Below are 20,174 nucleotides of genomic sequence, written 5' to 3'. Positions count from 1 at the left end.
GGTCACGGTAGTCGGCCGGCCATCACCCAGCGGCCACGGCCCTGCCTCTTCGCCTCGTACATCGCCATGTCGGCGCTGCGCAGCAGGTCGCCGTCGCCGTCCGGCAGGTCCGTGCCGTACGCGGCGATGCCCACGCTCGCCCCGATGTCGAGCGTCTGGCCGTGGAACAGGATCGGCCGTGCGACGTCGGCGAGCACCCGGTCGGCGAGCCGGATCGCATCCGCCTCCGGCAGGTCCGAGCAGAACAGCACGAACTCGTCGCCGCCGAGCCGCACCACCAGGTCGGACCCGCGCACCGCGCCGGACAGCCGCCGCGCCACCGTCGACAGCACCAGGTCGCCGGCGTCGTGCCCGAACGTGTCGTTGACCCGCTTGAACCCGTCCAGGTCCAGGTAGAGCACCGCCACCGGTCCCTCGGTGCGCTCCAGCTCGGCGCCGAGCACCGCGCGGTTCGGCAGGCCGGTCAGAGGATCATGCCGGGCCTGGTACGCGAGCTGCGCCTGCACGCGTTCCTGTTCCCGCACCGCGATGGTGAACCGGGTGAGCACGAAACCGGTGCTCAGCGCCACGGCGAGCAGCGCCACCACGGCGTTGCGCTCGACCCCGTCCTCCAGCAGCGTCAGGGTCGGCGCGGACAGGAACGCCACACCGAGGAAGAGCACCCTTGCCGGATGCAGCACGTTCACCTGCTGGCCGGGCCGGTGCAGCTCCCCGCTCTGCGGGTGCAGTGCCGCCGCGATCATCAGCGCGTTACCGAACATGATCAGTGGCCCGATCTTCCCGACCACGCTGTAGTCGACCACGTACGGCAGCACGTTGTAGCTCACGTCGATCGCCAGGTAGAGCACGACCGCGCCGAGCATCAGCCGGGTCGGCGCCCCGCGGTCGCCGGGCGACAGCGCGATGAACAGCACCGCGGCGAGCAGCACGACGTCGGCGATCGGGTAGAGCGGCGGCACGATCGTCTCGGCGACGCTCAGGCCCCCGCCGAGGTTCGGCAGGATCAGGAACTGCCAGCTGGCGAGCCCGGCCGCCACCGTGAGGGTGAGCCCGTCGAGCACCGCGCTGCGCAGCCTGCCCGGCGCGCGACGCCGGGCCATCACCGTCAGCGCCACCGCGATCAGCGGATAGCCGACCAGCCAGAACCCGTCGGCCAGCCCGACCGGCGGTACCCCGTCACCCAGGTAGTAGTACGCGAGCTCGATGCCGTCCCCGGTCAGCCACAGCGTCTGCGCCGCGGCCACCAGGGCCCACGGCCATCGCTGCGGACCGCGCGGCGTCCGGGCGACCGCCACCCAGGCGAGGGCGCACAGCGCCAGATAGAGCACGACGTAGAGCACGTTGCCGAAGGTCGTGTCGTAGGTGACGACCGACCCCGCCACGGCTGCCGCGGCGATGCCGAGGAACAGCCAGATCCTGCGGGTTGCCATGGTCGGACCATCGGCGCGGTCCGGCTGATGCTCTGCACAATCAGTGGTGTTCCACCACACACCGGGCCCGGTTCCCGGTGGCCACCGTGACGGCGCCGGGGCCCGGCGATCGGCTGACTCCACAGAGATGGAGAGCCGCCGCCAGGCCCTGCCTTCAGGCCAGGAAGCCGGCCCGCGTCGGCGGCATGCCGCTGAGGCCGTCGCGGTGGGTCTTCACCGCGAGGACCTGGTTGACGCCGATGTGTGCCCGTTCGAAGGCGAGCGCGGAGGCGGCCATGTAGAGCCGCCAGACGCGGGCGCGGCCGGGCGTCGTGAGGTTCACGGCCGTGGACCAGTCGGATTCCAGGTTCGCCACCCAGGCGCGCAGGGTCCGGGCGTAGTGCTCGCGCAGGGCGTGCACGTCGCGGACCTCGAAGCCGGCCTCCTCGAGCAGCGTCACCGTGGCGCCGACCGGGGCGAGTTCGCCGTCCGGGAAGACGTACGCGTCGATGAAGCTGCGCTGCTTCTTCTCGTCGTCGCCGGGCGCCGGGTGCAGGGCGGAGATCTGGTGGTTGAGCAGGCGGCCGCCCGGCTTGAGCTGGCGGTGCAGGATGCTCGCGTAGTCCCGGTACGGGCCGGCGCCGACGTGCTCGGCCATCCCCACACTGGAGATCGCGTCGAAGGGGCCGTCGTCCAGGTCGCGGTAGTCCTGGACCCGGATCTCCACCTGGTGGGAGAGCCCGGCGGCGGCCACCTGCTTGCGGGCGAACTCGGCCTGCTCGGTGGAGAGCGTGATGCCGAGGACCTGGACGCCGTACTCCCGGGCGGCGTGGATGGCCAGGCTGCCCCAGCCGCACCCGACGTCGAGCAGCCGCTCGCCCGGCTGGAGATCGAGCTTGCGGCAGATCAGATCGAGCTTGTCGCGCTGCGCGTCGGCCAGGCCGTACCCGGGTTCGCCGGACGTCCAGTAGGCGCACGAGTAGACCATGCTCTCGCCGAGGACGATCCGGTAGAAGTCGTTGCCGACGTCGTAGTGGTGGCTGATCGCCTGCCGGTCGCGGCTCTTGCTGTGCCGGGCGCCGGAGACGGCCATCTCCTCCGGCGGCGGCTTCGGCTGGCTGCCGATGATGCCGAGCTTCACCGCCTCACCCATCACGGAGCGTAGCGGCAGGTCCTTCACGCCGGGCGCTCGCCAGAGCAGCGGGGCGAGGCGGGCGAGCACGTCGTACAGGTCGCCCTCGACGTCGATCTCGCCGGCCACGTACGCCCGGGCCAGGCCGAGCTGGTTGGGCTGCCAGACGAGACGGCGCAGCGCGCGGCGGTGCCGGATGACCACGACAGGGGCGTCGGCCGGGCCCGCCTCGGAGTCGTCCCAGGCACGCAGGCGTACCGGCATCGGGGTCTGCAGGAGGGTCTCGAGGAGGCTTTTGAGCTTGTGAGCGGTGCTCTGGACGGGGGTCTTGGTAGGCATCGTGTTACCTCCCGGGGTGGATCTCGAACATCTTCACTATCCGCCCGGACCCACGATTTACATAAGGATCTCATGTAACTTTGTGTTAAAGGACTCACTCCTTCGATGAAGACTGTCCATGACATGACTGCGCCGGGCAGGAGCCGGTGGGAACGTCGGCGGGGTTCGGAGGTGACGGAAGTGAGCACCCGATCCCAGCGCGGTGACGACCAGCGGCCCTCGGGGCGGCGGTTCCGGGCGAGCCCTCTGCTGATCGACCGTCGAGCAGCGGTTCCGCGCCGAGGTGTGGACGCCCGTGGTGACGTCCGCGGACCGGCCCGTGCCGGTGACGGTCTCCGCCTCGTACGTCCGCTGCCTCGTCACCCGCGCCGAGATCAGTGCCCTGCTGCTGGCCGACGAGGACCGCGCCGCGACGCGGCGGACCATCTTCCACATCTGGCCGGACTACGTGATCCGCCCGCAGATCGACAGGTCGACGAGCACGGTCAAGGCCGACGCGGCCGGGCGGACCTACAGCGCGGACGGCAGCGGGGTGGTCTGGGCGGTGCTCGACACCGGCATCGAGGCCGGGCATCCGCACTTCGCGGGCAGCGAGCCGGGCGGCGGGACGCTGGATCATCCGAGCGTGGCCGGACTGCACGCGGACTTCAGCTGGATCGTGCGCAACGAGCCGGAACCCGTCCAGCCCGGTCCCGGGACCGCACTGACCGACGACGACGGGCACGGCACCCACGTGGCCGGCATCATCGCGGGGCGGTGCCCGGACGACCTGCGGCCGCTGCTCGCGATGATCCGGCCGGGGATCAGCGACGCCGACCTCGGGCTGCCGCAGTGGCAGGCCCGCCCGCTGGATCCGGGGCGGACCCTGGCCGGGATGGCGCCGAAGGCCCGGCTCGTCAGCCTCAAGGTGATGGACGCCGGCTCGGGGCAGCCGAAGACCACCTCGGCGGCGGTGATCGCGGCGATGGAGTACGTCCGGCGCCGCAACGCGTGGGGCCGGGTCCTGCAGATCCACGGCGTCAACCTGAGCCTGGGCTGCCCCTGGTACCACCGGGAGTACGCGGCCGGACAGAGCCCGCTGTGCCGGGAACTGAACCTGCTGGTGGGCACGGGGGTGGTGGCCGTGGTGAGCGCCGGCAACGGTGGGTTCGCCGAGTCCGGCGACCCGCACGGGATGCTCTCCACCATCACCGATCCCGGGAACGCCGACCGCGCCATCACGGTGGGCTCGACTCATCGGGACCGTCCTCACACGTTCGGGGTGACGTACGGATCATCGAAGGGACCGACTCTGGACGGCCGGCTCAAACCGGACCTGCTCGCGCCCGGCGAACGCATCACGTCGTGCTGCGCCGGGAAGTTCCGGCAGGGCATCCCGGTCTTCGGTGATCAGCCGGACGGTCCCTGCTACGCGGAGGACAGCGGCACGTCGATGGCCGCCCCGCACGTGTCGGGCGTGATCGCCGCCTTCCTGTCGGTACGCAACGAATACATCGGACTGCCGGACGAGGTGAAGCGGATCTTCACTGACTCGGCGGTGTCGCTGGGCCGCGATCGCTTCTTCGAGGGCCATGGACTGGTCGACCTCATGGGGGCGCTCGCCAGGATTTAGGGGAAACATCGTGAAGAAGACCATTCGTGGCCTCCCCTACTGGGAGATCACCTTCGACAAGGACGGCAACCTCACCGACGACACCGGACTGCAGAGCGAGCTCGCCGCCGACGAGCTGTTCATCTTCGGCCACGGCTGGAACTCGTCACCGGCCGGCGCCCGCCGCCACTACGACTTCATGTTCGACCAGCTGGCGCAGATGGCGCCCGGCCACGCCGTCGGCTTCGCCGGCGTGATCTGGCCGTCGCTGCTGTTCCCGCAGGACGATCCGGCGCCGGACGGCCCGCTGCTCGCCTCCCCCGCCGACACCCAGAGCACTCCCCTGCTCCCGCCCGGCCCGTCGCCGGCGCAGGCCCCGGAGTCCACCGGCGCGGAGATCGCCGCCGCCCTGGCGCCGGCCTTCCCGAACCACCAGGCCGACCTGGCCACCCTCGGCGGGCTGCTGGACCAGCGGCCGCAGGACCCGCGGCAACTGCTCGCCTTCATCGACCTGACCCGCGGGCTGATCGGCACCGACAACGACGCCGAGGAGGACCGCGGGGAGGCGATGGTGCTGACCGCCGCGCCGCGCACCGTGCTGGACACCATGTCCATGCTGGCCCCGCCCGAGCAGTCGGACGCGCAGGCCGGCCTGAACCCGTTCGGCGCGCTGTGGAAGGGGGCGAAGGAACTACTACGCGTTGCGAGCTACTACGAGATGAAGAATAGGGCTGGAGTCGTCGGGCAGCGTGGACTCGGACCGCTGCTGGGCCGGCTCGCCGGACGACCGGGCGCGCCGCGGATCCACCTGATGGGGCACAGCTTCGGCGCCCGCCTCGTCGCGTTCACCCTGGCCGGGCTGCCGCCGTCGATGCGCGGGCACGACAGCCCGGTGAAGTCGCTGATGCTCATCCAGGGCGCGTTCAGCCACTTCGCGTTCGCCGGGAACGCCCCGGTCTCGGCCGGCAAGGGCGTGCTGGCCGGCGAACGCGACCGGGTCGACGGGCCGCTGCTCGCCACGTTCTCCGGCAAGGACCGGGCGGTCGGCTGGTGGTACCCGAACGCCAGCCGGCTGGCCTGGCAGGACGCGCAGGCCATGGTGAATCCGAACTTCCGGTGGGGTGGCATGGGCAACAACGGTTATCAGCAGGCGGCCGCGCAGACCGTGGCGCTGGGGCCGGCGGGCAGCCGGTACAAGTTCCAGCCGGGCACGTTCTACCGGCTCGACGGGAACGACGTGATCGCGCACGGCCGGTCGTTCTTCTCGGGCGCGCACTCCGACATCGACCAGCCGCACCTGGCCTGGGCGGCGACGTCAGCGGCCGGACTGGCCTGACCGCGGCAGCAGGCCGGCGGCGACGTCAGCGGCCGGGCCGGCCAGGCCGCAGCAGCAGGCCGGCGGTGATCAGGATCGGGACCAGCGTGAGGTGGCACAGCGCCAGCGTGATCGTGCTGACCGTGTCGAAATCGGCGGGCAGCGTCATCACCGCGATGGTCCCGATCGCCAGCAGCGAACCGGCGACCACGCCGGCCCGGGTCACCCACGGCAGCCGCCGGGCCGGCAGCGCCACGACGGTGAGGCCGGTGGCCAGCGGCACCGCGCTGAAACCGGCCACCGTCACCGCGTCCACCTCGGCCGGGCCCTGCGCCGCGGTGAAGACGAAACTGCCACCGGCCGCCCTGCCGAGCAGGTAGACGACCAGGTTCACGAGGACCGCGACTCCGGCGGCGGTGACGACCACCATCGGGCGGGACCTGCTAGGCACGGGCGTTCCGGCGTACGAGAAACGCCTCGATCCTGGCGAAAGCACCGGCCCAGACCTCGGACACGAAGAAGTCGCGGATCTCCGGCGCCGGGAATCCCCTCTGCACGACGGTCATCAGGGTCCCGTCGTCCGCCGCCTCGAAGGAGATCTCGATCCGGGTCGTCATGGTCATCCCGTCCGGGGAGACACCTGTCGACTCGGTGACCAGGCGGTGCGGGCGGTCGATCTCGACGAACGTCTGGGTCTCCCGGAACAGCGTCTCCGGATTCGGGCCCCACACCGCCGTCTGGGTGCCGCCGACGCGCAGGTCCACCTCGATCTCGACGATGCCCGGCTCCTCGTCGAGGATGCTGAACCAGATCTTCTGCTTCTCGGCGTCGGTGTAGGCGTCGAAGACCTGTTCCGGGGTGGCGGGCAGGCGGCGTTCGATCCGCAGGTCCATCTGTCACTCCTTATCCGGATTTAGCGTGAAATAGGCGTCCAGGCCGTCCAGGCGGCGGGTCCAGAGGCGCTGGTAGAAGCTGATCCAGGCCATCGCGTCGTCGAGCGGCGCGGCGCTGAGCCGGCACTGGCGGGAGCGGCCGACCTTCTCGGTCACGACGAGGCCGGCGTCCTCGAGCACCTGGATGTGTTTCTTCATGCCGGTCAGCGTCATCCCGGTCGGCTCGGCGAGCTCCCCGACGGTGGCCGGGCTCTGGCCGAGGCGGACCAGGACGCCGCGCCGGGTGGGATCGGACAGGGCCGCGAAAACCCGATCCAGGACCGCTTGCTGAACCATGTGGTTCACCTTACGACACTGAACCGGATAGTTCAATGTTCGTGCTGGCATGATCTCCGGGTGGCTCTCCCTCTTCTGTACGCCGCGCTGGGCAGCTCTTTCGCCTCCGGCCCCGGCATCGACCCGATCGTGGACGCCGAGGCGATGCGGTCGGGTGCCAACTACCCGCATCTGCTCGCCCAGCGGCTCGGGGCGACGCTGATCGACCTGAGCGTCTCCGGTGCGACGACGGCGACGATCTTGGACCAGCCGCAGGTGACGATCTCCGGTGCACGGTTCGCGCCGCAGATCGAGGGGGTGCCGCCGGACGCCGGGCTGGTCACCGTGACGGCCGGTGGCAACGACCTGCGCTACATGACGGCGATGATGTTCACGGCCTGGAATCGCGTCCGTCCCGGCGGTCCCGCTGCCCGGATGCTCGCCGCCGACCTGCCGGACGGCCTGCCCGCGCCCACTCCCGCCGACGTCGCCCGAACCGCCGCGGGACTCGCCGAGATCGTCGACCGGGTCCGCTCCCGGGCACCGCGGGCCCGGGTCCTGCTGGTCGACTACCTGACCGTGCTCGGCGACGCCCCCGTGCCGGAGCCGTTCGACCTGCCCGTCTTCCGCGAGATCCAGAGTGCGCTGGAGAGCGCGTACGTCACGGCCGCCGCGGCGTCCGGCGCCGGCCTCGTCGCCGTGTCGGCGATCAGTCGCGGTCACGCGCTCGGTTCGGCGTCGCCGTGGATCCACCCCTTCTCCCCCACCGCCGCCGGCGCCTACAGCTCCCTGCACCCGAACGCGGCCGGGATGACCGCCGTCGCCGCGGCGGTCGTGGAGCACCTTGGCTAGAGTGCCTCGATGCTCACCGGAATCCTGGTGCCGGGCCGCCTCTACGGCACCTCAGCGACCCTCTTCGACATCGCGGACGTCGTCCTGACCGCCCGCGGCGACCGCATCGAGCCGATCAGCTGGACCGTTCCGTCCTCGCTCTACGACATCGACCCCGAGCCGTTCGTCCGCGTCCACGTGCAGGCGGCCCTCCACAAGGCCCGCACCGAGGACCCCGGCGCCCGCCCGGTCCTGATCGCCAAGTCGCTGGGCAGCCGAGCCGCGGCCCTGGCCGCCGAGCAGCGGCTGCCCGCGATCTGGCTGACCCCTCTCCTCCACGACCCTGTGGTGGTCGCGGCGATCACCGCGAACCCGGCCCCTCAACTGCTGATCGGGGGGACCTCCGATGTCGCCTGGAACCCGGAGGCCGCCCGTGCCACCGGGGTTCCGATCCTGGAGATCCCCGAGGCCGACCACGCGCTGCGGGTGCCGGGCCCGGTGACCGCCTACACCGGCGTCCTGTCCACCGTGGGCACCGCCATGGAGGAGTTCCTGGCCGGCGTGTGACCGCCCACCATGCAGGGCACCTGTCCCGCATGGACGACCAGCGATCGCTGCCACGCCGTTCCCGGATCGCCGCGCGGCTGGGCGCGGAACCCGGCACCTATGCCGTCGCGTCCGTCGTGATCACCGTCGTCGCGTTCGCCGTGCGCCTGTTCCTGGACCGCGGCGACCCGATCGCCGAGATCGCCGCGGGAGCGGGCCTGAACGGCGCGATCTGGGCCCTGTTCCCCGCGGCGACGAGCCGGCTGAGCCGCACCGCGTCCCCGCCCTGCTCCGCGGCACACCGCCGCCGCGGCGCGCTCGTGGGCCTCGGCGTGGGTGTGCCCTTCTACGCGGCGCTGATCCTGCTCTGCGTGAGCACCGGCCGGGAGTGGCCCTACACCGCCTTCTTCGCCACGGCGATGCTGGGGATCATCGCCCTGGCCTCGGTACGCCTGCGCGCCCGGGCCGTCTAGCTTCCGTCTCGCAGATCAGGGCCGTCGTCAGCCGGCGGAGAGCGCGGGCGCGCCGGTCATCTGCAGGACGGTCGCCAGGCCGTGGACCGTTCCGCCCGTACGCGGCAGGATCAGTGTCCGGATTCCCAGCGGCACGCCACCGACGTCGTCGCGAGGGCTGTCGCCGACCATGAGCGTCTGCGTACCGGGGATCCCGAGCATCTCCACCGCCCGCTCGTAGATCGCCGGGTCCGGTTTGACGAGGCCCACCTCGTAGGAGAGCACGACTCCGTCGACCAGTGCGCCGACGCCGGCGCGATCGAGCAGGGGGCGGATGTCGAGGCCGATGTTGGAGAGGACCACGATCCGGATGCCGCGCGCCTTCAGTTCGCGGAGGACGGGGAGGGTGTCGTCGAAGAGCGCCCACTGGTCCGGCATCACGTCGTAGAGGGCCGTGATCAGTGCGGGTTCGACGCCTTGCAGGGCGACCGTGCGGTGGAAGACGTCCCGGTGCCGTTCGTGGCTGAGGTCGCGCTCGCTGCGCGGATCGATCGCGTGGGCGTGATGCCAGATGTGGTCGAGGTGGTCCCGCAGTTCCACGATCCGCGCCGCGCTCAACTCGGGCGCCGGGTGCCCGTCCGCGGCCAGCTTCCGCAGCGCCGCGTCGACCCAGCGGGTGGTGTCACCGCCCCCGACGAGCGTGCCGTGGAAGTCGAAGACGACCCCTTTGATCGGTTCGGGCGCGAGATCGATGAGCATGTCGCGCAGACTAGCCACCGCGCTCAAGGGAAAAGGGTCAGCGGACCCGGCGGAAGAAGGCTTTCAGGTCGGCGACCAGGAGTTCGGGGACTTCGAGGGCGGGGAAGTGGCCGCCGCGCGGATGTTCGGCCCAATAGCGGATGTCGGGGAATCGGCGCGCTGCCTGCCGCCGGGACGGCCGGGGGATCTCATTCTCGAAGATCGAGGCCCCCATCGGTACGGGGACCGGCCCAGCGCTCGCGCCATCCGTCATCCAGCGGGAGACCTGGGAGATGCTCTCCGCGTAGAGCCGTGCCGACGACGCCGCCGTGCCGGTCAGCCAGTAGAAGGTCACCTGGTCCAGCACCTGATCCCAGGTGAGATCACCCCAGGTGAGCAGCTTCTCCGCCATCCACGCGCAGAGGCCGGCCGGGGAGTCGAGCAGCGCGTAGCCGATCGTCTGCGGCGCGGTGCGGTGGATCTCGGAGTACGCCGACGAGTTCCGGCCCCGGGAGAGCATCGCGTCGAGGGCGGCCTGCTCCGCCTCGGTGAGGACGTCGCCGTCGGCGGGTCCGGCGAGCGGCGGGACGAGGTGGATGCCCGCGACGTGCTCGGGGTGCCGGGCGGCGAGCAGGGTGGAGACACTGGTGCCCCAGTCGCTGCCGGCCGCGCCGTACCGCTCGTAGCCGAGCCCGCTCATCAGCGCCGCCCAGGTGTCGGCGATGCGCTCGATGCCCCAGCCGGGTTCCGCCGGTTTCGCGCTGAAGCCGTAGCCGGGCAACGACGGGATGACCACGTCGAACTCGTCGACCAGCGGCCCCACCAGCCCGATCAGCTCCAGCACCGATCCGGGCCAGCCGTGGGTCAGGACGAGCGGCAGGGCGCCGGCTCTTCCCGAGCGCGCGTGTACGACGTGCAGCTCGGTGCCGCCGACCGTCACCAGGAACTGCGGCCACTCATTGAGCCGTGATTCGGCCGCCCGCCAATCGTGGTCCGCTCGCCAAGAGCTGCAGAGCCGACGTACAAGATCATGGGGTATGCCGTGGTCCCAGCCGGAAGCGGGCGACGGCTCGGGCCAGCGCGTGGCGGCGAGGCGGCGGCGCAGATCGATCAGGTCGGACTCCGGAACCCGCACCTGGAACGGCCGGAGATCGAGCCCGCGGGAACCGGTCACTCGGGCAGGATAGTGGAGGAAGCTCCGGCGCAAGGGCGGAGAACACACCCGCTCACCGCCGCCGGCGTATTAGCGTCCCTGATGTGGATCAACATGGCGTCCCGCCCGGCGGATACGTTCAGCTGCTGACCCCGGACGGCGACCACGTGGAGAGCGTGACCACCGCCGACGGCATCACGTACGCGGTGGACTTCACCGACGAGGAGTACCGCGGCCTCTACCGGGACCTCGTGACGGTGCGCCGACTCGACGCCGAAGGGCTCGCCCTGCAACGCCAGGGTGAACTCGGGCTGTGGGCGAGCCTGCTCGGGCAGGAGGCGGCGCAGGTCGGCTCGGGTCGTGCGCTGCGGCCGCAGGACATGGCCTTCCCGACCTACCGGGAACACGGCGTCCTCTACTGCCGCGGCATCGACCCGATCATGCCGTTCGGCCTGTTCCGCGGCGTCGACCAGGGCGGCTGGGATCCGGACGCCCACCAATTCCACCTCTACACCCTGGTCATCGGGGCGCAGACGCTGCACGCCACCGGCTACTCGATGGGCGTGACCATGGACGGCCGGACCGGCGGCACCGACGGCGAGGCGGTGATCGCCTATCTCGGCGACGGCGCCACCAGCCAGGGTGAGGTGAACGAGTCGTTCGTCTGGTCCGGCGTCTTCAACGCGCCGATCGTCTTCTTCTGCCAGAACAACCAGTACGCCATCTCGCTACCCCTGGAACGTCAGGCCCGGGCCCCGCTCTACCAGCGTGCCGGCGGCTACGGCTTCCCCGGCATCCGCGTCGACGGCAACGACGTTCTTGCTTCGTACGCGGTGACCCGGACCGCTCTCGACCACGCTCGCACCGGTCAGGGCCCCACCCTGATCGAGGCGTACACCTACCGGATGGGCGCTCACACCAGTTCCGACGACCCCTCGCGTTATCGGATCGCCAGTGAAGTGGAGTCGTGGAAGGCGAAGGACCCGATCAGCCGCGTCAAACAGTTCCTGCTGAAGCAGCGGATAGCCGACGACGCCTTCTTCGGCGACGTCGACGAGGACGCCCGCAAGCTCGCCCTCGACCTGCGCGAACGCGTCCTGTCCATGCCCGATCCGCGCCCCCTGGAGATGTTCGACCACATCTACCCGACCGGATCGTCGCTGCTGGACGCCCAGCGAGCCGAGTTCGAGACGTACCACGCCTCGTTCGACGGCTGACCTGCCGCCGCCGGTCGGCGATACGCTGCCAGGCATGCTGAGCGACGAGGACAAGAGGATCGTCCATACCGCCCGCGAGCAGGCACTGTCGCTGGTGCACGAGAACGTCGGCGTGGCCGGGCTGCGGGCCGGCGGCGCCGCCTATCCGGAGGTCTGGGTCCGCGACGCGGTGATCACGGGACTGGGGCTGGCAGCGATCGGTGACGACCGGGGGAAGCTGCTCCTGCGGCAGTCGATGGACTCCGCCGGCGGCATGCAGTCCCGCCTCGGCCGCATCCCGAACCATGTGTACGCGCCGTCGCCCGACGCACCCATGGTCGCCGACACCATGTTCGCCGGCGCCGTCGACGCCTCCCTGTGGTACATCGTGGCCCACTACGTGCTCGGCGATCACAGTGGACAGACCCTCGCCGCGGCTCATCGCTGGCTGGAATACCAGGACGTCAACGAGTGCGGTCTCCTCGAAGTCCACGAATCGATGGACTGGGCGGACCTGTTCGCGAACCGCTACAACTCGCTGCTGCCGAACGTCCTCTGGTACGCGGCGAACCGTGCCATGGCCACGCTCGCCCGCCGCCGCGGTGAGGACGGCGACGACTTCGACGACCGTGCGGCCGGAATCCGCTTCCGCGTCAATCAGCTTCTCTGGGTCGGGCCGGAAGTGGCCCGCGACCACGATTGGATCCGGGAGAACCGCAAGGAGTGGGAGTACCCGACCCGGCTCGTGGACACCGTGCTGGGTCATCGGCCGTACTACCTGCCGTACATGGCCTTCCGCGAGTTCGGCGACCGGTTCGACACCCTCGGCAACCTGCTGGCGATCCTCTTCGGTGTGGCGGATCCGGCGCAGGCCGGCCGCATCCTCGATTACGCCGCCGGGGTCGGGCTCGACGATCCGTGGCCGGTCAAGGCCTGCTGGCCGCCGATCACGGAGGCCGACAAGGACTGGCGCGAGTATTACCGGCTGTACAACCTGAACTACCCCCACCAGTACCACAACGGCGGTGCCTGGCCGTTCCTCGGCGGGTTCTACGTGGCGGCGCTGGTGGCCGCCGGGCGGAGGGACGAGGCGGAGAACGCGCTGGTACGGCTGGCCCTGATGAATCGAGCCGGGCGTGACGAGGAGTGGGAGTTCAACGAGTGGTTCCACGGTCTGTCCGGCCGTCCGATGGGTCATCAGCGGCAGAGCTGGTCGGCGGGGATGTTCCTGTACGCCGCCGACGCGGTAGACCGAGGAACCCCCGCCTTCTTCGGTCACCGCGATCGGTGGGACTCTCCTGCCAGGTGAAGGAGAGCCAGAAGAGCACGATCGTCACCAGGCAGGAGAGGACGAACAGCGCGATCGCCGGACCGCGCGGGACGGCGACACCGAGACTCGCCACGACCGCGATGAGCGCGGTGATCGCGAAGATCGCCCGGACACCCCAGAAGCCGACGCGGTGCTTGGGGAAGGGCGTCTCCTGCACGAAATGCTCCCAGCCGAACCGGGTCATGTCGCCGAACTCCGCCTCCTTCCGCCGGATGTAGGCGGCACAGCGGCACACGCTGTGCGCGTGGTTCATCCAGGAGACGCCGAGGATGAGCGCCAGGATCGGGTGCACCAGGATGATCGCGGCGTTCTTCGCCTGGAAACCCACCGACAGCACGGTCCCGAACGCGACCACCGTCAGGGCGATGAGCTGCCCCTGCATCTCGATGAGCTTCAGGATCTCGGTGCGCAGGCTCTGATATTCGGCGAGCGAGAGTCCGTCCACGAGGAGGTTCTCGCCGTGCCCGGGTGTGTCCGCGATCGTCATGCTGCTCAGTCCTTCTCCGGCAGAGGAGCCGGGATGCCGGTGGCCGCGATGACCGACGTTCTCACGAAGCGCACCCGGAACAGCCTCCGCCGAACGGCCGCAAGCGTGGCGCCCGCCGTCTTCACGGCGGGCGCCCTTCCTACGAGGAGAAGCGCCAGAGGTTGTCGGCTGAGCCGTCGTCGGCGTCCTGGACGACCTGCACGCCCCACGCCGTGCCGCCGCCCAGGACGGCGAGCAGCTTCCCGCTGTTCACGTTCCGGATCTTGAAGAGGCCGCCGCCCTGGTCGGTGAGGATCCAGCGGTGATCCGCCGTGCCGTTGTCGGCCCATTGCAGGACGCGGGCGTCGTCGGCGGTGGACATGTTCTCGACGCCGAGCACCTTGCCGCTGTTCACGTTCCGGAACCGGACCGCCGTGCCGTCGGTGATCCGCACCCACCGGTGGTCGGGGGTCCCGGTGTCACCCCAGGTCACCGCCAGGCCGCCGTCGGCCACCGCCATGTCCTTGATGCCGAGCACCAGGCCTGTGGCGTTGTTGACGATCTTCACCGAGGGCGCGGTCTGCCAGTAGACGGTGTAGTTCATCGCGTGCGCGTCGTGGAACGGCACGAGGTTCACGGTCGCGCCGTTCGCGGTGGCGGTGGTCCGGGTGACCGAGGAGACGGTCAGGGCGGGCGCGGCCGTCAGCGCCGTGTCACCGTAGTTCCCGGCCAGCACGGACGGCCCGTAGGTGATCGCCTGCAGGTCGGGGTTGTCGTTCGCCGGCCGCAGCACGACCCGCATGGGCAGTCTGACCACGATGGTGTCCCCGGCTGCCCAGGTCCGGGTGAGGGTGGCGTAGGCGCCGGACGCCACCGACGTGACGGTCCCGTTCACGCTGATCGTGGCGCCGGTGGTCCAGGACGGGATCCGGATCCGGACACTCCACGATCCACTCATCGTGCCGGACAGCCGCAGCGTGGACGTGTCCCCCGCCGGGAAGGTCGTCTCCTGGGTGACCGTGATGCCGCGCTGCGACCAGGTCAGCACCGACGGCGCGAACAGGTTCACGGTCAGCGTCGTGCCGCTGGAGAAGTAGATTGCCTCCATCAGCCGCGTGTTCACCTCGACGCCGGTGCCCTGGCAGCACCAGAACGTGGTGTAGTCGGTGCTCCACGTCCCGCCGCCCCACGCCGGTCCGACACCGCGCCGGCCGCCCGGCCGCAGCGGCGTGAAGTAGGTGACGTGCCCGTGCGGGTCGGCCGGGTTCTGCGCGCCGAGCACGTGGTTGAGCAGCGCCTGCTCGTAGTAGTCGAAGTAGGCGACCCGGTCGGTCTCGGTCACCCACAGCTCACGGGTCAGCCGCAGCATGTTGACGGTGTTGCAGTGCTCGCAGGTGTCGTTCGTGAGATAGCCGGCGATCGCGTTCGCCGGCCGGAAGTGCTCTGCCTGCGAGTTCCCGCCGATGGCGTACGTGTGGGCGCCCGTGGTGATGTTCCACGCGTTGCGCGCGATGTCCCGGTACCGGGTGGTGCCGGTCGCCTTGTACTCCCGGGCCGCGCCGATCCATTTCGGCACCTGCGTGTTGGCGTGCAGCCCGTTGAGGCTGTCCGTGCCGGCCGCCAGCGGGGTGAAGACGGCGGCGTGGTCGAACCGCTGCGCCACGGTCAGCCAGCGCGCGTCGCCGGTCTGCTGATAGAGGTCGGTGAGCACGGCGTTCATCCCGCCGAACTCGGTTCCCAGCATCGCCTGCATCGCAGAGGAGGAGAGCGCCTTGGTACGGGTGTCCACCCACGCCGCGAGCCTCAGCAGCACATCGCGCGCTTGCGTGTTCCCGATGTAGCGCCACACGTCCAGCAACCCGGCGAGAGTCTTGTGGACGCAGTAGTAGGGGACGTTGCCGTTCGACAGCGTCCGCGCTTCGAGGGCGGTGAAGTCGGCCTCCGGGAAGCCGGACAGATAGCCGTTCGCGGCCTGGCACCGGGCCAGCTCGGCGACCATGTAGTTCGCCTTGTCGCGGCAGACCAGATCACCCAGGATCGCGTACGCCTGAGCCCACGCGGTCAGGAAGTGCCCCTGAACATGGCTGCGGAACGGGAACGACGGCGCGTCCCAGCCCCCGTTCGCCGCGGCACCACCGGTCGGGACACCGTGGTTGGCGCGGAACACGTAGAGCAGCCGGTCCACGTCGACGAACCGCAGGTAGGCGAGCGTACGCGTCTGGTTGTCCATCAGCCGGCCGGCGGTGAGCCGCACCTGACCGAGCGGGAACGGTGAAGCGGAGACGCCCAGATCGGCGCGGGCCGGCGGGAGTTCGGCCGCGGCGGCGGGGCTGCCGCCGCCGGTCGCCGAGATCACCGCTCCGCCGAGGGCGGCGCCGAGAAGGCTGCGTCGGGTGGCCATGGTTCCTCCTCAGGAGACCGCGCGGAACGTGGCGTCCGCACGGCCGGTGGCAGTGGTGATCTCGTCGAGGCGCAGCAGGTAGCCGTAGTGCCGCAGGTACCGGGTGGGGTGGTTGTACGACTGGAACGAGACGGCCGAACCGTCGGCCAGGCCCGGGATCCGCTTGAACGTGGCGTCGGCCGCGAACGCGGTGCTCCCGTCGTACGGGGAAAGGGTGAAGTCGAAGTCGGAATGGCGCAGGTAGTAGCCCGGGAAGTTGGCCGATTCGAGAGAGACGTGGCTCTTGTCCGCGAGGCCGGGCACGATGCGCCAGCGGGCATCCGCCGCCGGGCTCACCGAGGCGTCGATGCGAGCGTCGAAATCGGCGTGCCGGACATAGCGGTCGGTGAAGTTGAACGACTGCAGCCGCGTCGTGCCGGTCGTCGCGGTGGCCCACTTGGCGGTCAGGGCGGTGAGCTGCGCCTGCGTGATCGGCAGAATGGTGCCGTGCCGCTTCCGCGAGGCACCCAGGGCGTACTCACCGGTCCCTCGAATCCGATAACCGCTCAGCGCTGCCGGGTTCGTCGTGGTGAGCGGGAGATAACCGCGGCCGGACGCGTACTGGTCGACCCAGAGACCCCACTCGTTGCGATCGTTGAACTTGTGCAGCACCGGGCCCTCGACCTGCGAACCGGTGAGGCCGAGACCGGACAGGTCGCCGAGCCGTGTCCAGGCGCCCAGCACCCGGTTGCTGCCCTCGACGCTGATCTGCCCGTCGCCGGACGCCCGGATGTAGCGGTACCCGCCGGTGCCGCCCGCCACCTCGATGATCTGCGTGTCGATGACGCCCTGCGTGCCCGGTCGGTCGATGTAGAGCTGCGCCGGAGTGAACGTGCGGAAGTCCTTCGTCCGGGAGTAGTAGATCCGGGCCTTGTCGACACCGTTCGCCGGCGAGATCGTCGCCCAGTAGACGACGTAGTCACCCGTCTCCGGGTCGTAGATCGCCTCCGGCGCCCAGGCGCAACCGGCCTGCGGGATGCTCCCGGCGACGTCGGCCAGGCGCGGCGCCGACCAGGTGACCAGGTCGGCGGACTCCCAGATCACCAGCTTGGTGCTGCCGGCGTGCTGGGCGGCGTCCCAGCCCTTGCCACTGGCGATCCGCAGATCCGTGGCGAGCAGCCAGAACTTGTCGCCCGCCGGCGAGCGCACCAGGCTGGGATCGCGGACGCCCTTCTCCCCCACCGCCGACATCAGCACCGGCTGGGAGCCGTTGAGGTCGGTCCAGTGCAGGCCGTCGGTGCTGGTCGCGAAGTAGATCTGCTCACCGGTGGCGCTCTCACCGGTGAAGTGGGCCATCAGGTAGGCGGTGAACGGGTCGGCGGCAGCCGCGGGGCGCGCCAGGAGGGTCAGCAGCAGGGCGCTGATCAGGGGAATCAGGGCCCATCGGGAACGGGACGGCATGGGGATGTCCTCCGTTCGAGCGGGGAGGTTACGACCGTGTTACCGGCCGATGTTATCGATAACATTAAATCTGTCAATACTTGCGTTCACGTGGGTGGACATGCTGATGTGAACGCTCTCCACGTTGATGCCGCCAATCGCCAGAAGGACGATCCGGCCGCGTTCGGCGTCTTCATCGGGACGCCGGCGGCGGTGGCCGGAGGCCTGTTGCCGCTCGGCGCGCACCGCAGTCCGCCCGGCTTCGTCGTCCTGGCGGCCGGCCTGCTGATCCTGGTCGGAGCGGGCACGGGTCACCGGGTCGCCGACTCCCTCACCTGAGGGCCGCGCCTCGCCGGCTACCGTTTCTCCTGACTGGCCCGGATCAGAAGCGGCCGCCTCCTCCGCGCCTGCCGCCGCCTCCGCCGGTACGCCGGGCCCGGGATCCGCTGCCGCCGAAGCCACCGCCGCCGAAGCCACCGCCGCCGAAGCCACCGCCCCCGAAGCCGCCCGGGCCCCAGCCGCCGCCGTGGCCCCGGCCGCCTGATCGCATCGCTCCCGAGAGGATGCCACCCAGCACGGCGCCCGCCACCGAACCGGCGTCGGCACCGGGTCCGGCCCAGGAGTTCACGTCGGCCTGCGCCGCATGGGTGGCCGCGGCAGCCAGCCGGCGCGCCTGTGCCACCTCGTTCACTGCCGCGTTCGGGTCGGTGAGAGCCAGCTGCTCGGCGAGGGACAGATGCCGCAGGGCTTCGGACAGGCGTCCTCGGGCATCCGGCCCCACCGCCCCTCGCCTCGTGGTGACGAAGTCGTTCGCCGCCCCGATCTCGGCGCGGGCCATGGGGAGAGTCTGAGCGAGTACGGCCCGGGCCCGGCCGTCCCGCTCCGCCTGGTCACGGGCCACGGCGAGGGCGGCGTCCAGAGCGGCGTCGGCGGTCTGCAGCCGGGCCACGACGGCGACCGGATCGGGCCTGGCGGACGCCAGCTCCTCCCGAGCCCGAGCGACAGCCTGCTCCCCACCGGCGACAGCCGTCTCCAGCGAACCGCCGTGCGACCCGGACCCGGCCCCTCCCACGGCGGCACGGCCGGCAGCAGCCCCGGCCAGCGCATCCCGGCCCGCGACGATCTCCGCCTCGATCTCGGCGATCAGCGCGCCGGCGGCCGCCTTCGCGGCAGGCAGATCAGCGGCGACCTTGGAGATCGCGGCGACCAGCTGTCCGGCTTGATCGATGGCCTGCTCAGCGGCTCGTACGGCAAGCGCCGCAGCAGCCCTTCCCGTCACCGCCAGCTCGCCGTTGCCATCGCCCTTGCCGTCGCCGTCGCCGTTGCCGTCGCCGTTGCCGTTGCCGTCGCCATCGCTATCGCTATCGCCATCGCTATCGCTATCGCCATCGCCATCGCCATCGCCATCGCCATCGCCATCGCCATCGCCGGAGAGTGCGGTCCTCGCCTGGGTCAGCGCCTCCGAGGCGAAGGCCAACCTTTCCCGCGCCTGACCGATATTTCCTGATATGGCGGTCACGCTCTCGCCGCTGTATCCCGCTGTCACCCCACTGAGGGTGGCCTCGGCAGCGGGAAGGGCGGCCTCGACCGTGGCCCGCTGGGCGTCCAGGGAGGACGCGACCTCGGCGGCGCGGCCCTCCAGGTCGCGGAGCTGGTCGAAGGCTTCCGACTCGGCGTCGAGGCGGGCGTCGGCGGTCCGGCACAGCTCGATGATCCGGTCGAGGGTGCGGCGGCGGGTGGGGTCGTCCGGTGCGGGTACTTCTTCGAGGGTCATCCGCAGCCGGAACGCCTCGGCCACGTCACGGCGGGCCGCCGCGAGGGCCTCCCGGAAACGGCCGGTGGCAGCGGCCCCGTACTGGGCGGTGGCCAGTTCGCCCTCGCGTTCACTGGCTCGCAGGTCGTCGTCGAGTTCGATCAGGAGGGCGTTCGCCTGAGCGGAGAGTTCCTCGACGCCGGGTCCGGCGGCGGGCGCTGCGGACGTACGACGACGGCGGCGGCGCAGCAGCGCCCAGACGAGAGCGCCCACCACGATCACCGCGATGAGCAGCAGCGCCCAGACCAGCCCTCCCCCGCCGTTGACAGCGTCCTCGTATCCGGCGGCGGCCGCGATCACCGCACCGGACCAGTCCGATCTCGCCAGGGCCGGCTCGATGTCGTTCTCGGCCACCTCGGCGAGTTCGGCGTCGGTGAGCCGCGCATCGTCCGGGAAGGAATAGGCGTAGGCACGGTCCACGGTCGCCACCGCCAGCAGTGCGTCCCGGTCTCCCAGATCGCTGAGCCGCGCCGTCTCGTCGGTCCACTGCTGCGCCGGCATCCCGTCGAACGACTCGACGAACACCACGAACAGCTGGATCCCGGTCTCCCGCTGCAACTCGCCCACGGCATCGTCGATCGGCGCCCGGTTGTCGATCACCCCGGCCATGTCCTGCACCTGTACTTCGAGTCGCATCGGCGCATCGGCCCGGGCGCCGACCGGCCCGGCGAGCAGAGCCGCCACCAGCACGACAACGGGCGCGATCAGAGTACGCAGGCGCAGCACGGTCACCGCTTCAACCTATGCCGCCCGTGCCCACTCCGCCGCGCTCGACCCGAGACCGGCACACCCACCGCCGGCAGCCCGCCCGCACGACGCTCCGAGATCCCGGGGA

18 protein-coding genes are annotated in these 20,174 nt (G+C 70.7%); 8 read left to right on the top strand and 10 right to left on the bottom strand.

Annotated elements, in window-relative coordinates; genetic code table 11:
- Window positions 1-2: 2 nt before the first annotated feature.
- The gene (locus tag EP757_RS29550) at window positions 3-1,430 is read right to left on the bottom strand and encodes a GGDEF domain-containing protein (protein WP_127551521.1); all 1,428 of its coding nucleotides are present in this window, start codon (window positions 1,428-1,430) and stop codon (window positions 3-5) included.
- Between the two features lie 154 nt (window positions 1,431-1,584).
- Window positions 1,585-2,880, bottom strand: coding sequence for a class I SAM-dependent methyltransferase (locus EP757_RS29545; RefSeq protein ID WP_127551519.1), 1,296 nt, complete (start codon window positions 2,878-2,880; stop codon window positions 1,585-1,587).
- Between the two features lie 295 nt (window positions 2,881-3,175).
- Between EP757_RS29545 and EP757_RS29540 the strand changes: the two genes are divergently transcribed.
- Window positions 3,176-4,492, top strand: coding sequence for a S8 family peptidase (locus EP757_RS29540; protein ID WP_197725407.1), 1,317 nt, complete (start codon window positions 3,176-3,178; stop codon window positions 4,490-4,492).
- A gap of 10 nt (window positions 4,493-4,502) precedes the next feature.
- Window positions 4,503-5,807: a serine/threonine protein kinase gene (locus EP757_RS29535; protein WP_127551515.1), complete on the top strand. Its 1,305-nt coding sequence runs from the start codon at window positions 4,503-4,505 to the stop codon at window positions 5,805-5,807.
- Between the two features lie 25 nt (window positions 5,808-5,832).
- Here EP757_RS29535 and EP757_RS29530 read toward each other — a convergent pair whose 3' ends face one another.
- From EP757_RS29530 to EP757_RS29520, 3 genes are read right to left on the bottom strand one after another with little or no spacing between them, the layout of a single operon-like run.
- On the bottom strand, window positions 5,833-6,216 hold the full coding sequence (locus EP757_RS29530; RefSeq protein ID WP_127551513.1) for a DUF6069 family protein: 384 nt from the start codon (window positions 6,214-6,216) through the stop codon (window positions 5,833-5,835).
- 13 nt (window positions 6,217-6,229) lie between these two features.
- Window positions 6,230-6,679 carry an SRPBCC domain-containing protein gene (locus EP757_RS29525; protein ID WP_127551511.1) on the bottom strand — a complete coding sequence of 150 codons (450 nt, stop codon included), beginning with the start codon at window positions 6,677-6,679 and terminating at the stop codon, window positions 6,230-6,232.
- Between the two features lie 3 nt (window positions 6,680-6,682).
- Window positions 6,683-7,015 (bottom strand): helix-turn-helix transcriptional regulator, encoded by a 333-nt coding sequence (locus tag EP757_RS29520; RefSeq protein ID WP_127551510.1) that lies wholly within the window; start codon window positions 7,013-7,015, stop codon window positions 6,683-6,685.
- 60 nt (window positions 7,016-7,075) lie between these two features.
- On the opposite strand from EP757_RS29520, the gene EP757_RS29515 reads away from it, so the two are divergent.
- Genes EP757_RS29515 through EP757_RS29505 form a run of 3 tightly spaced genes read left to right on the top strand, consistent with a single transcriptional unit; the run spans window position 7,076 to window position 8,844 of the window.
- Complete coding sequence (locus EP757_RS29515) at window positions 7,076-7,846, top strand: SGNH/GDSL hydrolase family protein (RefSeq protein WP_127551508.1); 771 nt, start codon at window positions 7,076-7,078, stop codon at window positions 7,844-7,846.
- A gap of 9 nt (window positions 7,847-7,855) precedes the next feature.
- Window positions 7,856-8,392, top strand: a complete 537-nt coding sequence (locus tag EP757_RS29510) for an alpha/beta hydrolase (RefSeq protein WP_127551506.1) — start codon at window positions 7,856-7,858, stop codon at window positions 8,390-8,392.
- A gap of 29 nt (window positions 8,393-8,421) precedes the next feature.
- Complete coding sequence (locus EP757_RS29505; RefSeq protein ID WP_127551504.1) at window positions 8,422-8,844, top strand: hypothetical protein; 423 nt, start codon at window positions 8,422-8,424, stop codon at window positions 8,842-8,844.
- A 27-nt stretch (window positions 8,845-8,871) separates the two neighbouring features.
- On the opposite strand, the gene EP757_RS29500 is transcribed toward EP757_RS29505, so the two are convergent.
- Window positions 8,872-9,582 carry an HAD family hydrolase gene (locus EP757_RS29500; protein WP_127551502.1) on the bottom strand — a complete coding sequence of 237 codons (711 nt, stop codon included), beginning with the start codon at window positions 9,580-9,582 and terminating at the stop codon, window positions 8,872-8,874.
- A 37-nt stretch (window positions 9,583-9,619) separates the two neighbouring features.
- Window positions 9,620-10,735 carry an epoxide hydrolase family protein gene (locus EP757_RS29495; protein ID WP_127551500.1) on the bottom strand — a complete coding sequence of 372 codons (1,116 nt, stop codon included), beginning with the start codon at window positions 10,733-10,735 and terminating at the stop codon, window positions 9,620-9,622.
- A gap of 83 nt (window positions 10,736-10,818) precedes the next feature.
- Here EP757_RS29495 and EP757_RS29490 point away from each other — a divergent pair, with 83 nt between their 5' ends.
- Together EP757_RS29490 and EP757_RS29485 are read left to right on the top strand one after the other, a co-directional pair.
- Entirely contained in the window at window positions 10,819-11,931 is a 1,113-nt protein-coding gene (locus tag EP757_RS29490; protein ID WP_370457701.1) for a thiamine pyrophosphate-dependent dehydrogenase E1 component subunit alpha, read from the top strand.
- A gap of 34 nt (window positions 11,932-11,965) precedes the next feature.
- The gene (locus tag EP757_RS29485; protein WP_127551498.1) at window positions 11,966-13,219 is read left to right on the top strand and encodes an amylo-alpha-1,6-glucosidase; all 1,254 of its coding nucleotides are present in this window, start codon (window positions 11,966-11,968) and stop codon (window positions 13,217-13,219) included.
- 647 nt (window positions 13,220-13,866) lie between these two features.
- On the opposite strand, the gene EP757_RS29480 is transcribed toward EP757_RS29485, so the two are convergent.
- Together EP757_RS29480 and EP757_RS29475 are read right to left on the bottom strand one after the other, a co-directional pair.
- A complete protein-coding gene (locus EP757_RS29480; protein ID WP_127551496.1) occupies window positions 13,867-16,107 on the bottom strand; it encodes a beta-L-arabinofuranosidase domain-containing protein in 2,241 nt (746 codons plus the stop codon).
- Window positions 16,108-16,116: 9 nt separating this feature from the next.
- Window positions 16,117-17,547 carry a glycoside hydrolase family 43 protein gene (locus EP757_RS29475; protein WP_127551494.1) on the bottom strand — a complete coding sequence of 477 codons (1,431 nt, stop codon included), beginning with the start codon at window positions 17,545-17,547 and terminating at the stop codon, window positions 16,117-16,119.
- Between the two features lie 108 nt (window positions 17,548-17,655).
- Between EP757_RS29475 and EP757_RS29470 the strand changes: the two genes are divergently transcribed.
- A complete protein-coding gene (locus EP757_RS29470; protein WP_127551492.1) occupies window positions 17,656-17,865 on the top strand; it encodes a hypothetical protein in 210 nt (69 codons plus the stop codon).
- Between the two features lie 43 nt (window positions 17,866-17,908).
- Here EP757_RS29470 and EP757_RS44680 read toward each other — a convergent pair whose 3' ends face one another.
- Window positions 17,909-20,071 carry a TPM domain-containing protein gene (locus EP757_RS44680; protein ID WP_305030441.1) on the bottom strand — a complete coding sequence of 721 codons (2,163 nt, stop codon included), beginning with the start codon at window positions 20,069-20,071 and terminating at the stop codon, window positions 17,909-17,911.
- Window positions 20,072-20,174 lie beyond the last annotated feature (103 nt).

The sequence above is a fragment of the Actinoplanes sp. OR16 genome, assembly GCF_004001265.1.
In the GTDB taxonomy this organism is placed as follows: Bacteria; Actinomycetota; Actinomycetes; order Mycobacteriales; family Micromonosporaceae; genus Actinoplanes.
Note: the sequence above shows the minus strand (reverse complement) of the source record. Positions and strands in the feature narration are given on the sequence as shown.

Bases quoted from the DNA above. Each gene is read 5' to 3' on its own strand.
- EP757_RS29550 (WP_127551521.1), bottom strand. From the start codon at position 1,430: ATGGCAACCCGCAGGATCTGGCTGTTCCTCGGCATCGCCGCGGCAGCC.
- EP757_RS29545 (WP_127551519.1), bottom strand. From the start codon at position 2,880: ATGCCTACCAAGACCCCCGTCCAGAGCACCGCTCACAAGCTCAAAAGC.
- EP757_RS29530 (WP_127551513.1), bottom strand. From the start codon at position 6,216: ATGGTGGTCGTCACCGCCGCCGGAGTCGCGGTCCTCGTGAACCTGGTC.
- EP757_RS29525 (WP_127551511.1), bottom strand. From the start codon at position 6,679: ATGGACCTGCGGATCGAACGCCGCCTGCCCGCCACCCCGGAACAGGTC.
- EP757_RS29520 (WP_127551510.1), bottom strand. From the start codon at position 7,015: ATGGTTCAGCAAGCGGTCCTGGATCGGGTTTTCGCGGCCCTGTCCGAT.
- EP757_RS29510 (WP_127551506.1), top strand. From the start codon at position 7,856: ATGCTCACCGGAATCCTGGTGCCGGGCCGCCTCTACGGCACCTCAGCG.
- EP757_RS29505 (WP_127551504.1), top strand. From the start codon at position 8,422: ATGGACGACCAGCGATCGCTGCCACGCCGTTCCCGGATCGCCGCGCGG.
- EP757_RS29500 (WP_127551502.1), bottom strand. From the start codon at position 9,582: ATGCTCATCGATCTCGCGCCCGAACCGATCAAAGGGGTCGTCTTCGAC.
- EP757_RS29485 (WP_127551498.1), top strand. From the start codon at position 11,966: ATGCTGAGCGACGAGGACAAGAGGATCGTCCATACCGCCCGCGAGCAG.
- EP757_RS29480 (WP_127551496.1), bottom strand. From the start codon at position 16,107: ATGGCCACCCGACGCAGCCTTCTCGGCGCCGCCCTCGGCGGAGCGGTG.
- EP757_RS29475 (WP_127551494.1), bottom strand. From the start codon at position 17,547: ATGCCGTCCCGTTCCCGATGGGCCCTGATTCCCCTGATCAGCGCCCTG.